This is a genomic window from Fontibacillus phaseoli, from assembly GCF_003337355.1.
GTDB classification, from domain to species: Bacteria; Bacillota; Bacilli; order Paenibacillales; family Paenibacillaceae; genus Fontibacillus; species Fontibacillus phaseoli.
Window position 1 is genome coordinate 1 of the sequence record NZ_QPJW01000007.1, and the last position, 15,225, is coordinate 15,225.

At 47.3% G+C, this 15,225-nt stretch carries 15 protein-coding genes, 1 tRNA gene and 1 riboswitch; of the genes, 5 read left to right on the forward strand and 11 right to left on the reverse strand.

Translation table 11 applies throughout. From position 1 onward, the window contains the following. Positions 1–527 precede the first annotated feature (527 nt). Positions 528–1,040 carry a hypothetical protein gene (locus DFP94_RS16495; protein ID WP_114497573.1) on the reverse strand — a complete coding sequence of 171 codons (513 nt, stop codon included), beginning with the start codon at positions 1,038–1,040 and terminating at the stop codon, positions 528–530. A gap of 22 nt (positions 1,041–1,062) precedes the next feature. Next, complete coding sequence (locus DFP94_RS26310) at positions 1,063–1,194, reverse strand: hypothetical protein (RefSeq protein WP_281269501.1); 132 nt, start codon at positions 1,192–1,194, stop codon at positions 1,063–1,065. A gap of 142 nt (positions 1,195–1,336) precedes the next feature. On the opposite strand from DFP94_RS26310, the gene DFP94_RS16500 reads away from it, so the two are divergent. Beyond that, entirely contained in the window at positions 1,337–2,380 is a 1,044-nt protein-coding gene (locus DFP94_RS16500) for an IS630 family transposase (RefSeq protein WP_114497574.1), read from the forward strand. Positions 2,381–2,937: 557 nt separating this feature from the next. On the opposite strand, the gene DFP94_RS16505 is transcribed toward DFP94_RS16500, so the two are convergent. The 9 genes from DFP94_RS16505 to DFP94_RS16550 form a co-directional block, all read right to left on the reverse strand. Then, on the reverse strand, positions 2,938–3,915 hold the full coding sequence (locus DFP94_RS16505; RefSeq protein ID WP_114497575.1) for a hypothetical protein: 978 nt from the start codon (positions 3,913–3,915) through the stop codon (positions 2,938–2,940). A gap of 1,169 nt (positions 3,916–5,084) precedes the next feature. Continuing rightward, positions 5,085–5,315, reverse strand: coding sequence for a tyrosine-type recombinase/integrase (locus DFP94_RS16515; RefSeq protein ID WP_114497577.1), 231 nt, complete (start codon positions 5,313–5,315; stop codon positions 5,085–5,087). 21 nt (positions 5,316–5,336) lie between these two features. After that, complete coding sequence (locus tag DFP94_RS16520; RefSeq protein WP_114497578.1) at positions 5,337–5,681, reverse strand: hypothetical protein; 345 nt, start codon at positions 5,679–5,681, stop codon at positions 5,337–5,339. Between the two features lie 141 nt (positions 5,682–5,822). Further along, positions 5,823–5,895: transfer RNA gene (locus DFP94_RS16525), tRNA-Thr, on the reverse strand. A gap of 118 nt (positions 5,896–6,013) precedes the next feature. Next, on the reverse strand, positions 6,014–6,319 hold the full coding sequence (locus DFP94_RS16530) for an MTH1187 family thiamine-binding protein (RefSeq protein ID WP_114497579.1): 306 nt from the start codon (positions 6,317–6,319) through the stop codon (positions 6,014–6,016). Between the two features lie 163 nt (positions 6,320–6,482). After that, positions 6,483–7,280 carry a PHP domain-containing protein gene (locus DFP94_RS16535; RefSeq protein ID WP_114497580.1) on the reverse strand — a complete coding sequence of 266 codons (798 nt, stop codon included), beginning with the start codon at positions 7,278–7,280 and terminating at the stop codon, positions 6,483–6,485. Positions 7,281–7,295: 15 nt separating this feature from the next. Continuing rightward, on the reverse strand, positions 7,296–8,120 hold the full coding sequence (locus DFP94_RS16540; protein WP_114497581.1) for an energy-coupling factor transporter transmembrane component T family protein: 825 nt from the start codon (positions 8,118–8,120) through the stop codon (positions 7,296–7,298). Further along, positions 8,104–9,948 (reverse strand): ABC transporter ATP-binding protein, encoded by a 1,845-nt coding sequence (locus DFP94_RS16545; protein WP_114497582.1) that lies wholly within the window; start codon positions 9,946–9,948, stop codon positions 8,104–8,106. Before DFP94_RS16545 ends, DFP94_RS16540 begins: the two co-directional genes overlap by 17 nt. Then, on the reverse strand, positions 9,948–10,829 hold the full coding sequence (locus tag DFP94_RS16550; protein WP_245954899.1) for a DUF8171 family membrane protein: 882 nt from the start codon (positions 10,827–10,829) through the stop codon (positions 9,948–9,950). The genes DFP94_RS16545 and DFP94_RS16550 overlap by 1 nt, the downstream gene beginning before the upstream one ends. 266 nt (positions 10,830–11,095) lie before the next feature. Here DFP94_RS16550 and DFP94_RS16555 point away from each other — a divergent pair, with 266 nt between their 5' ends. The 4 genes from DFP94_RS16555 (at position 11,096) to nrdG (ending at position 15,020) form a co-directional block, all read left to right on the forward strand. After that, positions 11,096–11,926 carry a MurR/RpiR family transcriptional regulator gene (locus DFP94_RS16555; protein WP_114497583.1) on the forward strand — a complete coding sequence of 277 codons (831 nt, stop codon included), beginning with the start codon at positions 11,096–11,098 and terminating at the stop codon, positions 11,924–11,926. Between the two features lie 177 nt (positions 11,927–12,103). Beyond that, a riboswitch (cobalamin riboswitch) is annotated at positions 12,104–12,335 on the forward strand. A 30-nt stretch (positions 12,336–12,365) separates the two neighbouring features. Beyond that, positions 12,366–12,494 carry a hypothetical protein gene (locus DFP94_RS26315; RefSeq protein ID WP_281269502.1) on the forward strand — a complete coding sequence of 43 codons (129 nt, stop codon included), beginning with the start codon at positions 12,366–12,368 and terminating at the stop codon, positions 12,492–12,494. 31 nt (positions 12,495–12,525) lie between these two features. Further along, positions 12,526–14,502: an anaerobic ribonucleoside triphosphate reductase gene (locus tag DFP94_RS16560; protein ID WP_425459264.1), complete on the forward strand. Its 1,977-nt coding sequence runs from the start codon at positions 12,526–12,528 to the stop codon at positions 14,500–14,502. Beyond that, positions 14,499–15,020 carry an anaerobic ribonucleoside-triphosphate reductase activating protein gene (gene nrdG / locus DFP94_RS16565; RefSeq protein ID WP_114497585.1) on the forward strand — a complete coding sequence of 174 codons (522 nt, stop codon included), beginning with the start codon at positions 14,499–14,501 and terminating at the stop codon, positions 15,018–15,020. The genes DFP94_RS16560 and nrdG overlap by 4 nt, the downstream gene beginning before the upstream one ends. Positions 15,021–15,225 lie beyond the last annotated feature (205 nt).

The following is a 15,225-nucleotide window of genomic DNA, read 5'->3' on the forward strand; positions in this document are numbered from 1 at the left end:
TGGTCTTAGTGGTCAAACCCTAGGTCCCTCCACCCGCATAGCGGGTGGTTTTTTGTTTCGCACGCTTTCGCGTACTCAACTGACTAAAGTCAAAACCAAACAAGCCACCCTGATTTTGGGCGACTTGTCATTTGATCAATAATTCTCTCTATAACACAAAAACTTCTTGCTTCAAAATTATAATTTTTCAATTTTTAAAAAACGTCTTTACACCATCATACATAATTATTAAACCAATAACCACCGCAAGAGTCCTGGTGACCATTTCAGCACTCAAAAGACTTCCCATTACTTGATTAACATTATAATATGATCCAGTAATAAAAACTGGCGAGAACATAATTAATATTCCAATAATGATGCTCGTTATAAGAACTAGGATTTTACCACTACTATTCAAGTTACCGCCTCCATTTGCCTTTTTGTATATAAAGGTAACTGTAAATTACTCTTACTCTCTTAGTTCAAAAACAAGAATTACCATGAAGGATAAAAAAATCCCTCATGATAATTAGTATTCTACTCACTTAATACCAATCACAGTCATCTTCTTCATAAATAGTTGCGTACCAGTTACTCGAGTAGGAAACACCAAATGTAATTTCAAATGATTCACCAATATTTGCCTTTCCTCCACCCGAAATCGTCGTTGTCCCATTGTCATAAAAATCCCCACTAACAATGTAGTGAATTCTATTAGCGTGTTCTAAATTAGTGTAGACCGTTCCGGAGAATTGCTTAGCTGTACCTTGATAAACTCTGTTCATAGTAGTACTCAGGACCGTTAAAATACCATGAAAATAATCACCTTCAGTTGTCTCACAATAGAATTTTAGAGACGGCTTATAGTTACTCATGGCGTTTAGTTGAGCAGTAAAAGTTCTATATGTGGCTAATTTGGGACTAATTGTCGAACTTTTCGTTCTTCCAGAATTAAAGTTAGAAAGGAGAGTCTTTCTGGCTTGTTCTATAGAAATTCCACTATCATTAGCATAGGTAGAGACCAATTCATCAAAAGTCAAAACATCACTCATTTTCATTTTAGAAACTTCTTGTTGAATGTTATATAGAAGCTTTAACGTTATCAACCGGATTCCTTGATGCAACAAAAGTATCCGCTGCAACAAGGGGTATACACAATGCAAAAGACAGAATACCAGCAACAATAGTTGATGTAAATGTTTTCTTTTTCAAAACAAAACTACCTCCTTATGAAATATTTTCTAGTTAATTCTAACTCTAGCGTAGGTAATAATCAATGTAGATAGATTGAACTCATAAATTTAAGAACCGTCTTAATCGGGTAAAAGATAGTAAAGAACCGAAAGGGACGGGGATTAAAATGAATCATGAACATAAGATTGAACAACTGACAACGGCAATGAAAGACACAGAAAATACGCGCATGTACGAAAGATATTTAGCAGTCCGTTTGCATTTAGAAGGTCGGACGTTAACCGAAATTGCAGATATTTTAGGAAGATCCTTTCCTACAATTAGCGGGTACTGGAACGATTACTGCAAGCACGGACTTTCAGGCCTGGAATTTGGCGAATGTCCCGGAGGAATCCGAAAACTTTCCGACGAACAAGAAGAACGACTGAAAAAAGCGATTGCAAACCAAAGACCTGTAGATGTTGGATTCGAAGCAAAGTACACTTGGACCTTAAAAATCATCCGCGCTTGGATTCTTCGCGAATTTGGGGAAAAGTATACGCTAAAAGGAATCTCTAAAATGCTGAATCGGCTTGGTTTTAGTTATACGAAGGCCACGTATACCCTGGTACGTGCTAACAAAGAGGAGCGGAAACATTTCCGCGAAGTCACTTTGCCGGAGCTCAAAGAGGAGCTTAACCACGGGAAGATTAGCCACCTTTTATTTGAGGATGAATCCATGATCCGGGCGTATTTGGCTTTGCAGTATAACTGGTTTCCCAAAGGGCAGCAACGTAAAATTGCGACTTACGGCGAACATAAAGGGGCTAAACTGTTTGCGGCCATCGACTACGAAACAGGCCAAGTGACCCACAGAGAGGAAGAGAATTTTGATACAAAAGCCTTCCAGCGTTTTTTGGTAGATATTCTGCATGCGTATCCCAAAGGTAAACTCGTTATGATATTAGACAATGCCCGCGCTCATCATGCCGATGAAATCCAAAAGTTCCTACGGGAGCATTCAAGGCTCCAGCTTGTTTTTTTACCCAAGTACAGTCCTGAACTTAATCCCGTCGAGGGGTTATGGAAATGGCTGAAACAAGATGTCGTCAATAATGTCTTTTTTCACAAGTTTTACATCATTCGCTCTCATGTCGCGGCCTTCATGAAACGGGTCAATCAACACCCTCTTGAAGCGATCGATCGACTGCTGGTTCGAATATGAAGTTTTTCAGTTCAATCTATATAGCTTGAAATATATTATTCATTTTTCACGTTCTTAATCAGGCCATTCCTATTGCTGTCGTTTAAGTAATACGCTATTCTCTGTTACAATCGTAGAGCATAGCGTAACTTTAGAGATCCTTTCAGTCAATATTAATAATTTCAGCTCCTCCTCAATATCATCACAGATCAACATTTGAGGAGTCCCCTTCATATAATAACGAGTAAAGAAAAATTACTTCATGTCCTGTCCAAGAATCCCAAATCAACCATCGCATTTGTTTATCTGTAACTGATCATTAATAGTAGCTCAATGTAGCATATTACATTAATAGACCTGTCATCGCTTACCACGATTCATTGGTATTTTTAATGTGTTCCTAAAAAGCTATTAATTGATTTCAAATCTACTCTCCTAGCAACATAAGGAAAGCCGCTCCGCAATGGAGCGACTCGGGATTATTATTTGTTAACCGATTTAAAACAAAGTAACATTAGGAATGATAATTTTTTTGAGCATTCGTTCATAAAGCCGCCAATTAGGGTTAAACTTTTTTATTAGTAAGCCTTACCAATAGTAAAATAATTATCCCAATCCCATTTATCTCCTATTCCTCCAAAATCAACACCAATTGGACCAAAAGTTACCGAAATAGGTACAGGAGTCCAAGAATGTCCATACCCACTTACAAATATTCCCGAATTTCCATCTTCACTGACTGGAAGATTTACGTTAACCATTAAATACCCATAAGAATTATAAGTAGGAGCTTGCGTTGTACCTTCGACCCCATAAACAGATGAGTTAGAGATATTCATCCCTATATCGTTAGATGAATTTCCATATAGATAATGGTGGCCCGTTGATCCTGTTCTTGTGGCCATTGTTTCGTATGCAACTGCAACCTTATCATAATTCCAAGCAGTCGGGCCAGTACTCCAGTTGAAATTTGTTACAAAACTATATTTATATTCTTGGTTATTGCTAGTTTTTCCATTAAAAATTAGGGTACCGTATCCTGAAAATATTCCCTCAGAATGACCACCCATTTCCAATGTACCTATTAAATTTGAACCTAGACCTAATTTTACTGCATCTGCTGCTTTTACTTTATCCACTAATTCCTTAGTTTCATCCGTCACAATATAATCCATACCATCAAGCGAAGTATATATATGCTTATAATTTTTTTGTTCAAGCTGAACTTTAACGCCGCCCTCTGATATAATCTCATTTATAAGGGTTGACGGGAGTTTCTCTATCTCTTCTGTAGTGAATTTCATTTGTTTCAAAATCTCTTTTTTCTGTAATTCATTAAGACTCTTAGCATTTTCAATTCCTTTTACACGACCATCACTGAATTTTTCTATTGTTAACCCATTCCCAACTTTTAACTTCGATGTGGTGTTTTCTGGATTATTCACAGAATTAAGTTCATCTGCACTCACAACAGTAGAAAATAAAAGAATGAACATTAAAGACATCAATAAAATTTTTAAAACAGGATTTTTTTCATTTTTTTCCTCCCTAGTCATTTTTTTGAGATATCTCTCCCTAAATATACCATAAATGTTATAATATTATCAAGAGAAGGAGGGGAATCTGTTGAAAAATAGGAGAATATGGATTTTTAGAATGGTTTTAATTTTTCTTATAATTGGCCTTTTTTATCTCCAAAGTACGGGAAAAACTACAGAACTCGTCAAAATTATGGAAATTAATGAGAACAGCATGCTTGTTCATAATATGGGAGGGCGAGTAACCAGAGTCTATTTTGATACAAAATTAAATAATATACTTGATTCGGAGGATTCTTATTATCTAATTTCCTATAAATACAGTATCATCGAACGTCCAAAACTCATAAAAATAACATTCTTTAAATAATATACGAGATCAAAAAATGTAAAGCTCCGGTCATAATATCGCATTATGCAGTCGTGAGTGGGTACAACTTGCTTTGTCCTTACACTCCATACTTGCACGAAAAAAAGCCATCATGCCATGCACATCTTTTGGCAAAGTTATGTTCAGATTGTGGCCATAATAGAGTCAATAACTTCATTAGTAACGACTTCTAAATCTTCAATAATGAAAGTACTAAGTATCTGGATTCCCAAATGCAGTTTATCTGTATGCGGAGAATCCGGAATTCAACGAGTTGCCCATTCTCTCCGTTCCCTTGCAGATCTTCAGGCGAACTCTATTTTTTCTCGTATTGCGCCCGAAAAGAGACGGTTTTTTTTGGGGGGATGGAATCCCTCGAATACAGCGGTATTCAACCGTCTTCTTTCTTCCGGGTCCTCAATCAATTCTCAAGCTTTCCGGCTGGGACCGATTCGAAGACGAAAATCTCTCTCTGCTGAGAAAATGGTAGAAAATAACGCAAAAAGTAAAAACACGAAATTCTCATTTTAAAGAATACAAGAACGTTTGTTTGCATTATATGCAACAAATGCTCTTTATACAACACAGAAATAACTACCTGAATACAAAACTGGATTCGACAGAGATTCTGCGAAGTCCATTAGTGGATCGCCATACACCGCGACGAATACGTAATCCGTCTCAAAAAATGCTTGTGTCTCTTCGATTAACCGGTTTAATTCTCGGATGATCGCGGCCGACAATGGGACAATGCGGGTTTTCGGTTCTAGTTCATTTCGCCGGGCAACCGAATACACCTTGCCGCGAAATCCAAATGTTAAGTCCGCAGCCGCAACGCCTCATTTATGCGAAGACCGGTGTCCACGAGCAGCATCATCAGTGTTTTATTGCGGAAGCCGACATATGTGCTTGTATCCGGCGCGTCAAGAATGGCCACAAACTGCTCGTCCGTGATTAGCGTCTTATCCTCCGTATCCATCCGCGGCGGTTTAATTTTCTCCGTCGGGTCCTTATCAATAAAGTTTTCACCTTTCCAAAATCCGCACATCGTTTGCAGAGCCCGAAGCCGCTACTTAATCGTTGCCGGCGATAGCTTACTGTCGTCCTTCTTTCGGTATTTATCGTTTCCATAGCGCATATGGTCAAACGACATATACTCGACATACTCGCGGATGATGGACGCGGATAACGAAACAACCTCGGTTATTTCCGGATGTGCTCCGGCCAACCATTCGCGGAAATAGCGCCAGTAGCTTTTATAATCCGCGAGAGTCCGAGGCCGGACCTTCTCCGCCCTTTTCGCGCTATAAAAGACGTCGAACGCCAAGTCAAGCGTCACCGTCTTCGCCTCTTGCGTTGAGTGAGCGCGATTCATATCGATTCTTTTCTTACCTTTGCGTGGATCAATCGACATAACAAAAACCCCCTACTTTTTATCGTAGAGGGCCTCGTATGAGTACCGACGTATATCCGTTTCGCGTCCGGAATGCGTAGCCCTTGCGGCTGCCTTACCGTGACATTCAACGCTTGATATTGCGGAGTTTATGCGGAATGATGCTGATGAAGGGATTCGAACCCCCGACCTACGCATTACGAATGCGTTGCTCTACCAGCTGAGCTACATCAGCAGATTCACTTTTAAAGTGAAACAAAAATTATTATACTCCGTTTTGGAAATAATGCAAGGGCTAAACTTTGGAAAATCGGTCAGCAACCATCTACTGCGACCTTCTTCCGGATTTGCCGTTACAAGCCCAGCTTATCCTGCACCGACCGGAGCTTCTGCTCGGACGAGCCAACTTTGTCCCGGCGGTCATCGATTTTGATCGATGTGGATACCCGCTTGGCATCGGACTGAAACGGGGCCTCGTGGATCGCCCGGATCGCGGCAAAAATATCATCCAGCGGCCCTTCAATAATGGTACTCATCGAGGTGAGCGTATACTTGATTCCTTTTTGATGTTCAAGTACTCTCTGCAACTCGGCAACATAGGAACTGAGACTGGTGGAGCCTGTTCCGATGGGGATAACCGTTACTTCCGCAATCGCCATAATTAAGCGCCTCCCTGATCATATCTCATGTCTTGCCTTCACTTATTGTAACAAGATTCGCTCCGGAATCAAACCATAGAAACGAACCGTATGATCAGGGGCGTCATGGATGTACGCTGCGCTAGCGAGAGCCTGTTTCCGAATCGGTCTCTTTCCCAAGCCTTTAAGCCGACTGGTCTCCAAGCTCCTCCAAATCGTCGTCCACCGGAAGCAAGAGGCTCTTCTTCAGCAGTCCCTTGATGATGTTGGCGGACTTTACCTTGATATCCAAGGCTGGTGAAACTTCAATACAATAGGCCCCCTCACGAATCAATGCTTTCAGCTCACCCACGGTTTCAAAATTCCGGTCGAACTCATTCAGCACGCTTCCGTACTGCATGAACTGGTGCGTGTCGCTTCCGGCGACCACGGGGCGGCCGAGTCGTTTTGCGAACTCTCCGATTTTGGCGCGGTAAGCTTCGAGTCCCTGGGCATAAACGTCTTTGCCGTTCAGGTCAAAGGCATCCAGACGCTTCAACAACTCGTCGGACAAATGATGAAGCGGCGTCCCCTCCCGGAACGGATGCGCTCCGATCCTCAAGAACCCTCCCTCTTCGCTCCAGTCGAGCAAGGTACGGAAGTCGATGAACCGGCCTTTTTCCGTATGCGGTTCCAAACGGCTTCTAAGCTCAAGCACGTTTTCCCGCCGGCCGATGATCAGAATGTGTCCCGTCTCTTTAATGTCGACCTCGATGCCCGGAAACACCTTGATTCCCTCAGCCAGATAATAGCCGTTTTCATAAGGATAATTACGGTCCAGCATCTCGTAAATATCCTCATAGCGCAAAGTATTGAAATGCTCCGTCATCGCGATGGCGTCCAGGCCGTTCCCTCTCGCTTCAGCCATCATCTCCTTGAAATAAGCTGGACTGAATTCACTTTTCTTGGAAAGTTTCACATGGGTGTGCAGATCGATTTTCATAAGTGTTCTCCTTTATTAGAGGTTAAATTGTACGGCCAGAATATACAGTGCAGCCATATAGATCGCTGAGACGGCCAGGAATAAGGCGTCGCGGAGCGTGAATTTCATATACGACAACTTGATCCGTTTGACCCGGGGCGACTGGTAGGCATAAGAGAAACCTTTGGTCTCCAGGGCTTCCACTGTAGTGCGCGTTCTTTTGGCGATGCTTAATATTAATGGGTAAAAAGAGAGTACCGCGATCTTCAGGAAATAAATGATGCTCCGCAAATAAAGAAAGCCATGGCGTTGTGGTGCCACCCCGCGCAGCCGGAACGACAGGAAAATGTGATGGTACTCCTCCAGCAAGCTGGGAAGCATCCGGTAACCGTAAGCAATGCCGAATGAAACCTGCTTCGGCACCCCGATGCTAAGCAGACCGTCGCTCAGCTTCTCGGGGTCCATCGAACAGAACACGGTAATGCTGGCCAGCGAAATGACGGACAATTTCAGCGTCAGCTTCAGCAGCGGCAGGATGGTTTCCCCGCCTCCCCCGAACAGCCAGGATACGATCAGCAGATACCCGGCCTGGCTCAACAGCCCGAGGCACAGGATTCCAATAATAAGCGGACTCACCCGTGACATCATCGTTGTTAAGCCCATGAGGAAAAACAAGCCGAATAACAAAATCACGTCATGGATGAACCACGGGGCAATCCCGAAATACAAATACCACAGGAACAGGGTCCGCGGGTCCAGCTTGGCGAGAAAAGTATCGCCGTTGCCGTAGGCCGTATTGAGCAATTCAATTTTAACGCCCTCGACCGATACCCGGTCCATAAGCTTACGTACATACTCCATGAACCAGCGCCTCCCTTCTTCCGGCAGCCTTCCAGCGCTGCGCGAATTCATCCACCGTGTAGCAAAGCTGCGGCATTCCCAGGGACCGGCTCAGCTCCAAAATTTGCGGCGCGGTCAGCCCGGCCAGATCCAGCAGATCGGCATCGGCGAACACCGACTCCCGGGTGCCGTTTCTAATCATCCGTCCCTGATGCATGACAATGACGCGGTTAGCCCACTCCGCAACGAGCTGCATATCATGGGTTGCTACGATCACCGTTTCCACGTGGCGGTTCAATTGCTGCAGCAAGCGCGTAATATCCTTGCGGGTGGCAATATCGAGATTGGCCGTCGGCTCATCCAGCAAAATAACCAACGGATTCATGGCTACCCCGATCGCCAGCGAGGCGCGACGCTGCTGCCCGCCGCTAAGCAGACGTCCGTCGCGGTGCTGAAGCTCCGTTAGCCCGAAGCTGTCCAGAATGTCATCCACCTTCTGTTCGTAGCCGATCACGCGGCGGGCCTTCAGGAAGAACTCCACATCCTTGCGAATCGAATCTTCAATGAACATTTCTTCGGGATTTTGATAAATGTAAGTCACCATATCCGCCAGTTGCTCCGGCGGCGTTCGCAGCGTGTCTACGCCTTTCACCCGGACGTGACCAGCCTCAGGCTTCGTCACCCCGGTGATCAGCTTCAGGAAGGAAGACTTTCCGGCGCCATTATTCCCTACCAGGGCAACCAGGTCGCCCGGGTTGAACGTTACGCTGACATCGTCCAGCACAACCTTTCGTTCCCTCGTGACCGTTCGGTAGGAGAAACGGGCATGCTTGACCTCGATGATTGGATTCACGGCGTTTGAGGAGTTTGAGGCGTTGACTGCGCCGCCAAGCCCCGCCGCCGAATCGTCCGCCCCCATAGAACCAAGGGGATCAACAACAACATTCTCTTCACGCTGCTCCCCCTGCAAACGGCCAAAATACTTCACCGCTTCCTCCAAGGTAACCGGGTACCGGTGCGACTCTACCCCTGCTTCTTCCCCAGTCCCTCCGACGCCAAAGTCGTAACCGGACTCGGCAACTTTTGCAGCGGCCTGCGTGACCTGGGGCGGGTAAATATGACTCACCTCCAGTTGGTTCAGCTCTCGCAGCGCTTCCTTTACCGGCCTGGACCAGAGAACCCGTCCCGCATCCATAAGCACTACCGTCTTGCAATATTCGGCGATAAACTCGGTATGATGTTCGATCACGATAATGGTTTTTCTATGGCACTCGTTCAAATTCCGCAGCAGATCGTAAATCTTCCCGGCATGGCTTGGGTCTAGCTGAGCCACCGGCTCATCGATAATCAGGATATCGGGATCCAGCGAGATTGCACCGGCCAAGGCGAGCTGATGCTTCTGTCCGCCGCTGAGCTGCCAGATGAACTCCTTCGGATCGCACTGCAGATCAACCAGCCGTAGAGCCCGGCGCCCGCGCTCCATGTAATCCTCGAAGCCATAGTTCAGCGGGGCGAACCCGGCATCATCCAATACCGTCGGACGGATCAGTTGATTTTCGAAGTCCTGGTATACGTAACCAACATGGCGTGACAGCTGCGCAACGTTATGCTTCAGCGTATCGAGTCCGTTCACTTGAACGCTGCCTTCGTAATCGCCGACATAATAGTGCGGTATCAATCCATTCAGCGTTTTGCACAGCGTGGATTTGCCGCTGCCGTTCCCTCCGATTACGGCGACGAAATCACCGCGCTTGATCTCCAGGGAAACTCCGTTCAACACCGATTGCTCGGCACCCGGATATGTAAATGTGACCCCTTCCATGACAACGATATTGTTTTCATCACGCATTAAGCCTGACCGCTCCTATCCATTTGCTGTGGTGTTCTTTTGCCTTTGCGGATCAGCAGCAGAATCGTAATCAACGCCACGATGGCAGCCGCACCGATACTAACCCAGATGAACCACCCGCCTATGCTCTCCAGGAAATCCGCATCCCAGTCGATCAGCGCCATATCCGACTCCGCCAGAAACTCTGCGCCGAACGCTGCAAAAGCCAAAACTATGGAAATAACGATCAATCGCGGAGCGATGATTTCACCCAATGAATATTTCATCCGGTTATCGCGCGGTTTCATGCCGAGCAACGGCTCGATCTTGCCGTACAAACGAGGGACCAGATACAAGGTCGGCAACAAAGCGAACAAAATACCGGAGAACAAGACGTCATTCAGAAAAGAGACCCCTTCTACGACCACTACGCTTTGCGCCAAGCCCGGAACGGCTTCGAATTCCTCTACCCCCACCCATACCTTGGCAATATCCACCGCACTGCTGATAAACTGGTGGATAGCAACGCCGGTAATCGCGGCAATCCCGACCTGTCTGCGGTTTCGCGGATCGTTGACGAGACTCCCGGCAATGAACATAGCTAGAGAAAATCCGATAAATTTCTCCAGCTCTCCGAGACCGCCGAACTGGCCCAGCATAATCTCGCCGAAAATCACTTCGCCCAGCGCCGCGCCAACGGCGGCATAAAATGGATGGAACAGGATGCATAGCGTCAACGGAATAAAAGCGAAGTACTCCACCGAAAATTCCACCGGACCAAGCCGCAGGGATGGAATCAGCTCCGTAATCATGTTGGACAAGCCGTACAAGGACATAGACAAAATAAACACCATCATTTTTTGCGATTGCGTAAGCACATATCTTTTTTGGGATTGAATCACTTGCTTTCCCTCCTTTAATTAGGTTGTTCAAACGTCCTTTCTTCAAGCTAATCCCAATATAGAGTCCAATTATTAAATTCGATGTCCAGGAACGTTAAAATCATGTAAATAAAATTACATAAATATAATTTATGAAAAAATACACATCATTACCAGTCCGTCCTTTGCTTCTCGGATTGGATATGAATCGCTTTTGCCCATAATAAAGCCGGTATGTTAATCTATTTCTATCAAAGCACCAGACGAAGAAAGTGAGGCCATCTCTCGTGAAGCTGAACTGGAACACCGAGGCCCTGTCGCCGGGTCAGTTTAAAATCGCGGATTACATCCAAAAAAACTCGCAAACCGTCCTGTTCTCCACCGAACAGGAAATCGCCGACGCACTGGGGCTGAGCATTGCTTCGGTCTCGCGGTTTTGGCGCACGGTCGGTTTCAAAAATATTAAAGACTTCAAAACCAAGCTGCGGAGCCAACTCGATGTGACGCCTGCGGCAAAAATGAAAAATATTATGGACAAAGCGGACGCCAGTCCGCTTCCCCAGCAGTTTCTCGCAACAAGCATGAGACATCTCGAAGAAACGCTGACCCATTACTCCGCCGATTCCTTCGAAGCCGCCGTCACCGCCCTGACCTCGGCAAGGCGTATCTACATCTACGGTCCGGGCCCTTCGGCCGGGCTCACGGAGCTGCTTCATTACAGGCTCGGCCGATTCGGACTCTCTCTTCATCGACTGGACCGCGGCGGGAGCGAGTTGTTTGAAGATCTTCTTCACCTCACCGGGGAAGATCTCGTAGTCCTGTTCGGGTTCGTCCGGCTGCTCCCGGAAGCAAAGGTGATCGTCGATCATGCCAAAGAGACCGGCTACCGGACTTTGCTCATTACGGACCGGCTCGTTGCCGACTTTTCCGATCAATGCGATATCACGCTGTTTGCCAGCCGGGGAGAAACCTGGGAATTCCACTCCATGATTGCCCCTACGTTTATAGTGGAAAATTTGATTGTCGCGGTAGGAATGAGGAATCAGGAGGATCATCTGCACAAGTTAAATGAGTTGAATCAGCTACGAAAGAAATACGCCCAGGAGCTTCCAAGATGATCGATGGACTAAACCTGGTTTCGGAATTTTCGGGTTAAAAATTTCAAAAAAATTTTTCATCCCCGCTGGACCGCACCGCGGTTGCTTTCAGGGGATTTTTCATTTTTTTCAACCGTCCAAATTAAGATAGGCCCATTTACAAACACAATATATGGGGTTAATATATTAACAGGACAACAAAATATAGTGTGAACGGGTGGTCCGGCGCCCTAGACGCCGGGTCTTAAAAGGGAAGGCGGTGCAAATCCGCTGCGGTCCCGCCACTGTAATCGGAGCGCCTGGGAATCTCTTGTGATCTTCCCAAGGCAATTCGCCGGCATAATGCCACTAAGGGAGTTTTAGATCTCCCCCGGGAAGGCGCCGGTGCATGACCGAAAGCCAGGAGACCTGCCCGTTTGGAAGACACCGCGCTAACCTGCGAGGAACAGGGAGGTGTCCGATGCAGCTCTTACATAGCTTTGATTTTGACTTCACGGTTACGCCTTCCTACAGCTATCATTCTGGAGACCTTCGGGCATTTTCGGCCTTGCCGGGTTGGAAATGCTTTTTATACGGGATTATTACCTAGTTATCGGGGAGGAAAACTTTAGATGGCACTAATGAATCGGATCGTTACGGAAACAAACCGGGAGCAAATGATGGAAGAGGTTATCCGCCTTGGCGAAGAAATCGTCGAGAGCTCGAATTTGGAGGTCCTACGCGAAAACGCCAACTTGAACGGAGAAAGCTTCTCCGGCAAAATGAGCAAATTCGGCAGCGAGTACTCGAAATGGTACGCAAACCATTTTGTCATGCCGCCGCGGGTCGTTCAGGCGATCAAGGACAATGTAGTCTATGTGCATGACCTCGATCAATACGCGATCGGCACGACGAATTGCATTTTCATTCCGTTTGCCAAGCTGCTGCGCGAAGGTTTCAACACCGGCAACGGCAGCGTCCGGCCGCCGAACTCGATCATGACCGCGATGGCGCTCGTGGCGATTATATTCCAATCCCAGCAGAACTCCCAATACGGCGGCGTATCGGCCAACATGCTTGACTACGACCTTGAGCCTTACGTGGCGAAATCCTTCGCCAAATACTTCCGCAAAGGGCTGGAGTATTTTGAGGAAGGTGCCGGCGAGGCCGACTTTGGCGGTGAAATCAACATGAGCCGCAGCGATCTTCAAGCACAATATCCGAAATCTTTTAAATATGCGTTAAAAGAAACCGAAAGCGAGACGCTGCAAGGCGCGGAGAGTCTGATTCATAACCTGAATACGATGTCCAGCCGCGCAGGGGGACAAATTCCGTTCACCAGCATCAACTACGGCACCTGCACGTCGCCGGAAGGCCAGCTCGTCATCAGTTCCCTGTTGACGGCCACGATGCGCGGACTCGGCAGCGGAGAAACGCCGATTTTCCCGATTCAGATTTTCAAATGCAAGCAAGGCGTCAACCAAAACCCGGGCGAGCCGAACTATCATCTCTTCCTGAAGTCGGCGGAATGCTCGGCCAAGCGGCTGTATCCGAACTTCGCTAACCTGGATGCCCCATTGAATCTCATGCACTACGATCCGGCCGATCCGGATACCGAGTTCGCTACGATGGGCTGCCGCACGCGGGTGCTGAGCGACCGCTTCGGACGCAATCGCCTGTCCGGGAAAGGCAATCTTTCCTTTAATACGCTAAACCTCGTCAAGCTCGGACTTGAGCACGGGATTGCGTTGGGACGGAGAACCGTTGCGGATGAGCGCGGCTTCTACCATGAACTCGACCATTACCTGGACATCGCGCTGGAAGGCCTGCTTCACCGATTCCAAATCCAGGCCGCGCAAAAAGCGAAGGCTTCCGATTTTATGATGCGCGAGGGCGTTTGGGAAGGCGGAGAAAATCTGGACCCTGAGGAAAACGTCGGCGAACTGATTAAACACGGTTCCTTGTCCATCGGATTCATCGGGCTGGCGGAATGCATGAAGGCCATGTACGGCAAACATCATGGCGAAGATGAGCAGGTTTACCAAAAAGCTTACGACCTGATTGCTTACTTACGCGACTACTGCGACAGACAAGGCGAGCTTCACAACCTGAACATCACGTTGTTCGCCACGCCTGCGGAAGGGCTGTCCGGCAAATTCACCAAGCGTGACCGGGCCTTCTACGGCACCGTGCCGGGCGTCGTCGACCGGGAGTATTACACAAATTCTTTCCACATCCCGGTGTACTACAAGATTAGCGCCGCGAAAAAGATTCGGCTGGAAGCCGCGTTCCACGGACTGTGCAATGCGGGAGCCATCTCTTATATCGAGTTGAACGGAAACGCCCGCAGCAACCCGGCGGCATTCCTGCAAATCGTTCAATACGCGCTGTCACAGCAAGTCAGCTACTTTAGCATCAACCATCCGATCGACCGTTGCTCCGCGTGCGGGTTTGAGGGCATTATCGGGGCCACCTGCCCTTCCTGCAATAGCCACGAGAAGGACGTTTATATCCGTCGGCTGCGCCGCGTGACCGGTTATCTGACCGGGGACTATCAGACCCGTTTCAATGCAGCGAAGCAGGCCGAGGTCCGCGACCGGGTGAAGCACGACGCATGAACATATGCGGCTACTACCCGGAATCCATCAATGAAGGCGAAGGCCTTCGTGCCGCCATCTTCATCAGCGGCTGCCGACATTACTGCAAAGGCTGCTTCAGTGCAGCCACCTGGAATTTCAATTACGGCGAGCTGCTGACGCCGGAGCGGGAACTTGAAATCATCACCGACATTAAAAATAACCCCCTGCTCAGCGGGGTCAGCATTCTGGGCGGGGATCCATTTTTCTCCGCCGCCGAGGTCGGCGCCTTTGTCGATCACCTACGCCTTGAAGCCGGGCGACCCGTGCCGATTTGGATTTACAGCGGATATACGTACGAAGAATTGACCGAGCACCGGGAGTCGCCGGAGTTTCGATTGCTGGAACGCTGCCAAGTGCTGGTAGACGGACGTTTCGTCGAAGAACTGCGTGATCCCTCCCTGCTCTACAGGGGCAGCTCCAATCAGCGTCTCATCGATATTGAGTCCAGCCTGTCTCAAGGTCAGCCAGCCCTGTGGGAGCCAACTTTCTCTTTCTAGCTTTCTGACTTTCTAGTATAATTGATAATCTGTGATGCTTTTCATAGCGAAAAGAAAAATCACTGTCGGCGTCTATTGCGAAGACGCCCCTTTTTCCGTGATTATTCTCAATTTGAGAATTGAAAATTCATAGATTATTCCGGAATTTGAGCCATTCCATTCAATCCGGTCCATCACATCACATTACATCCCATGCCATGAAAGC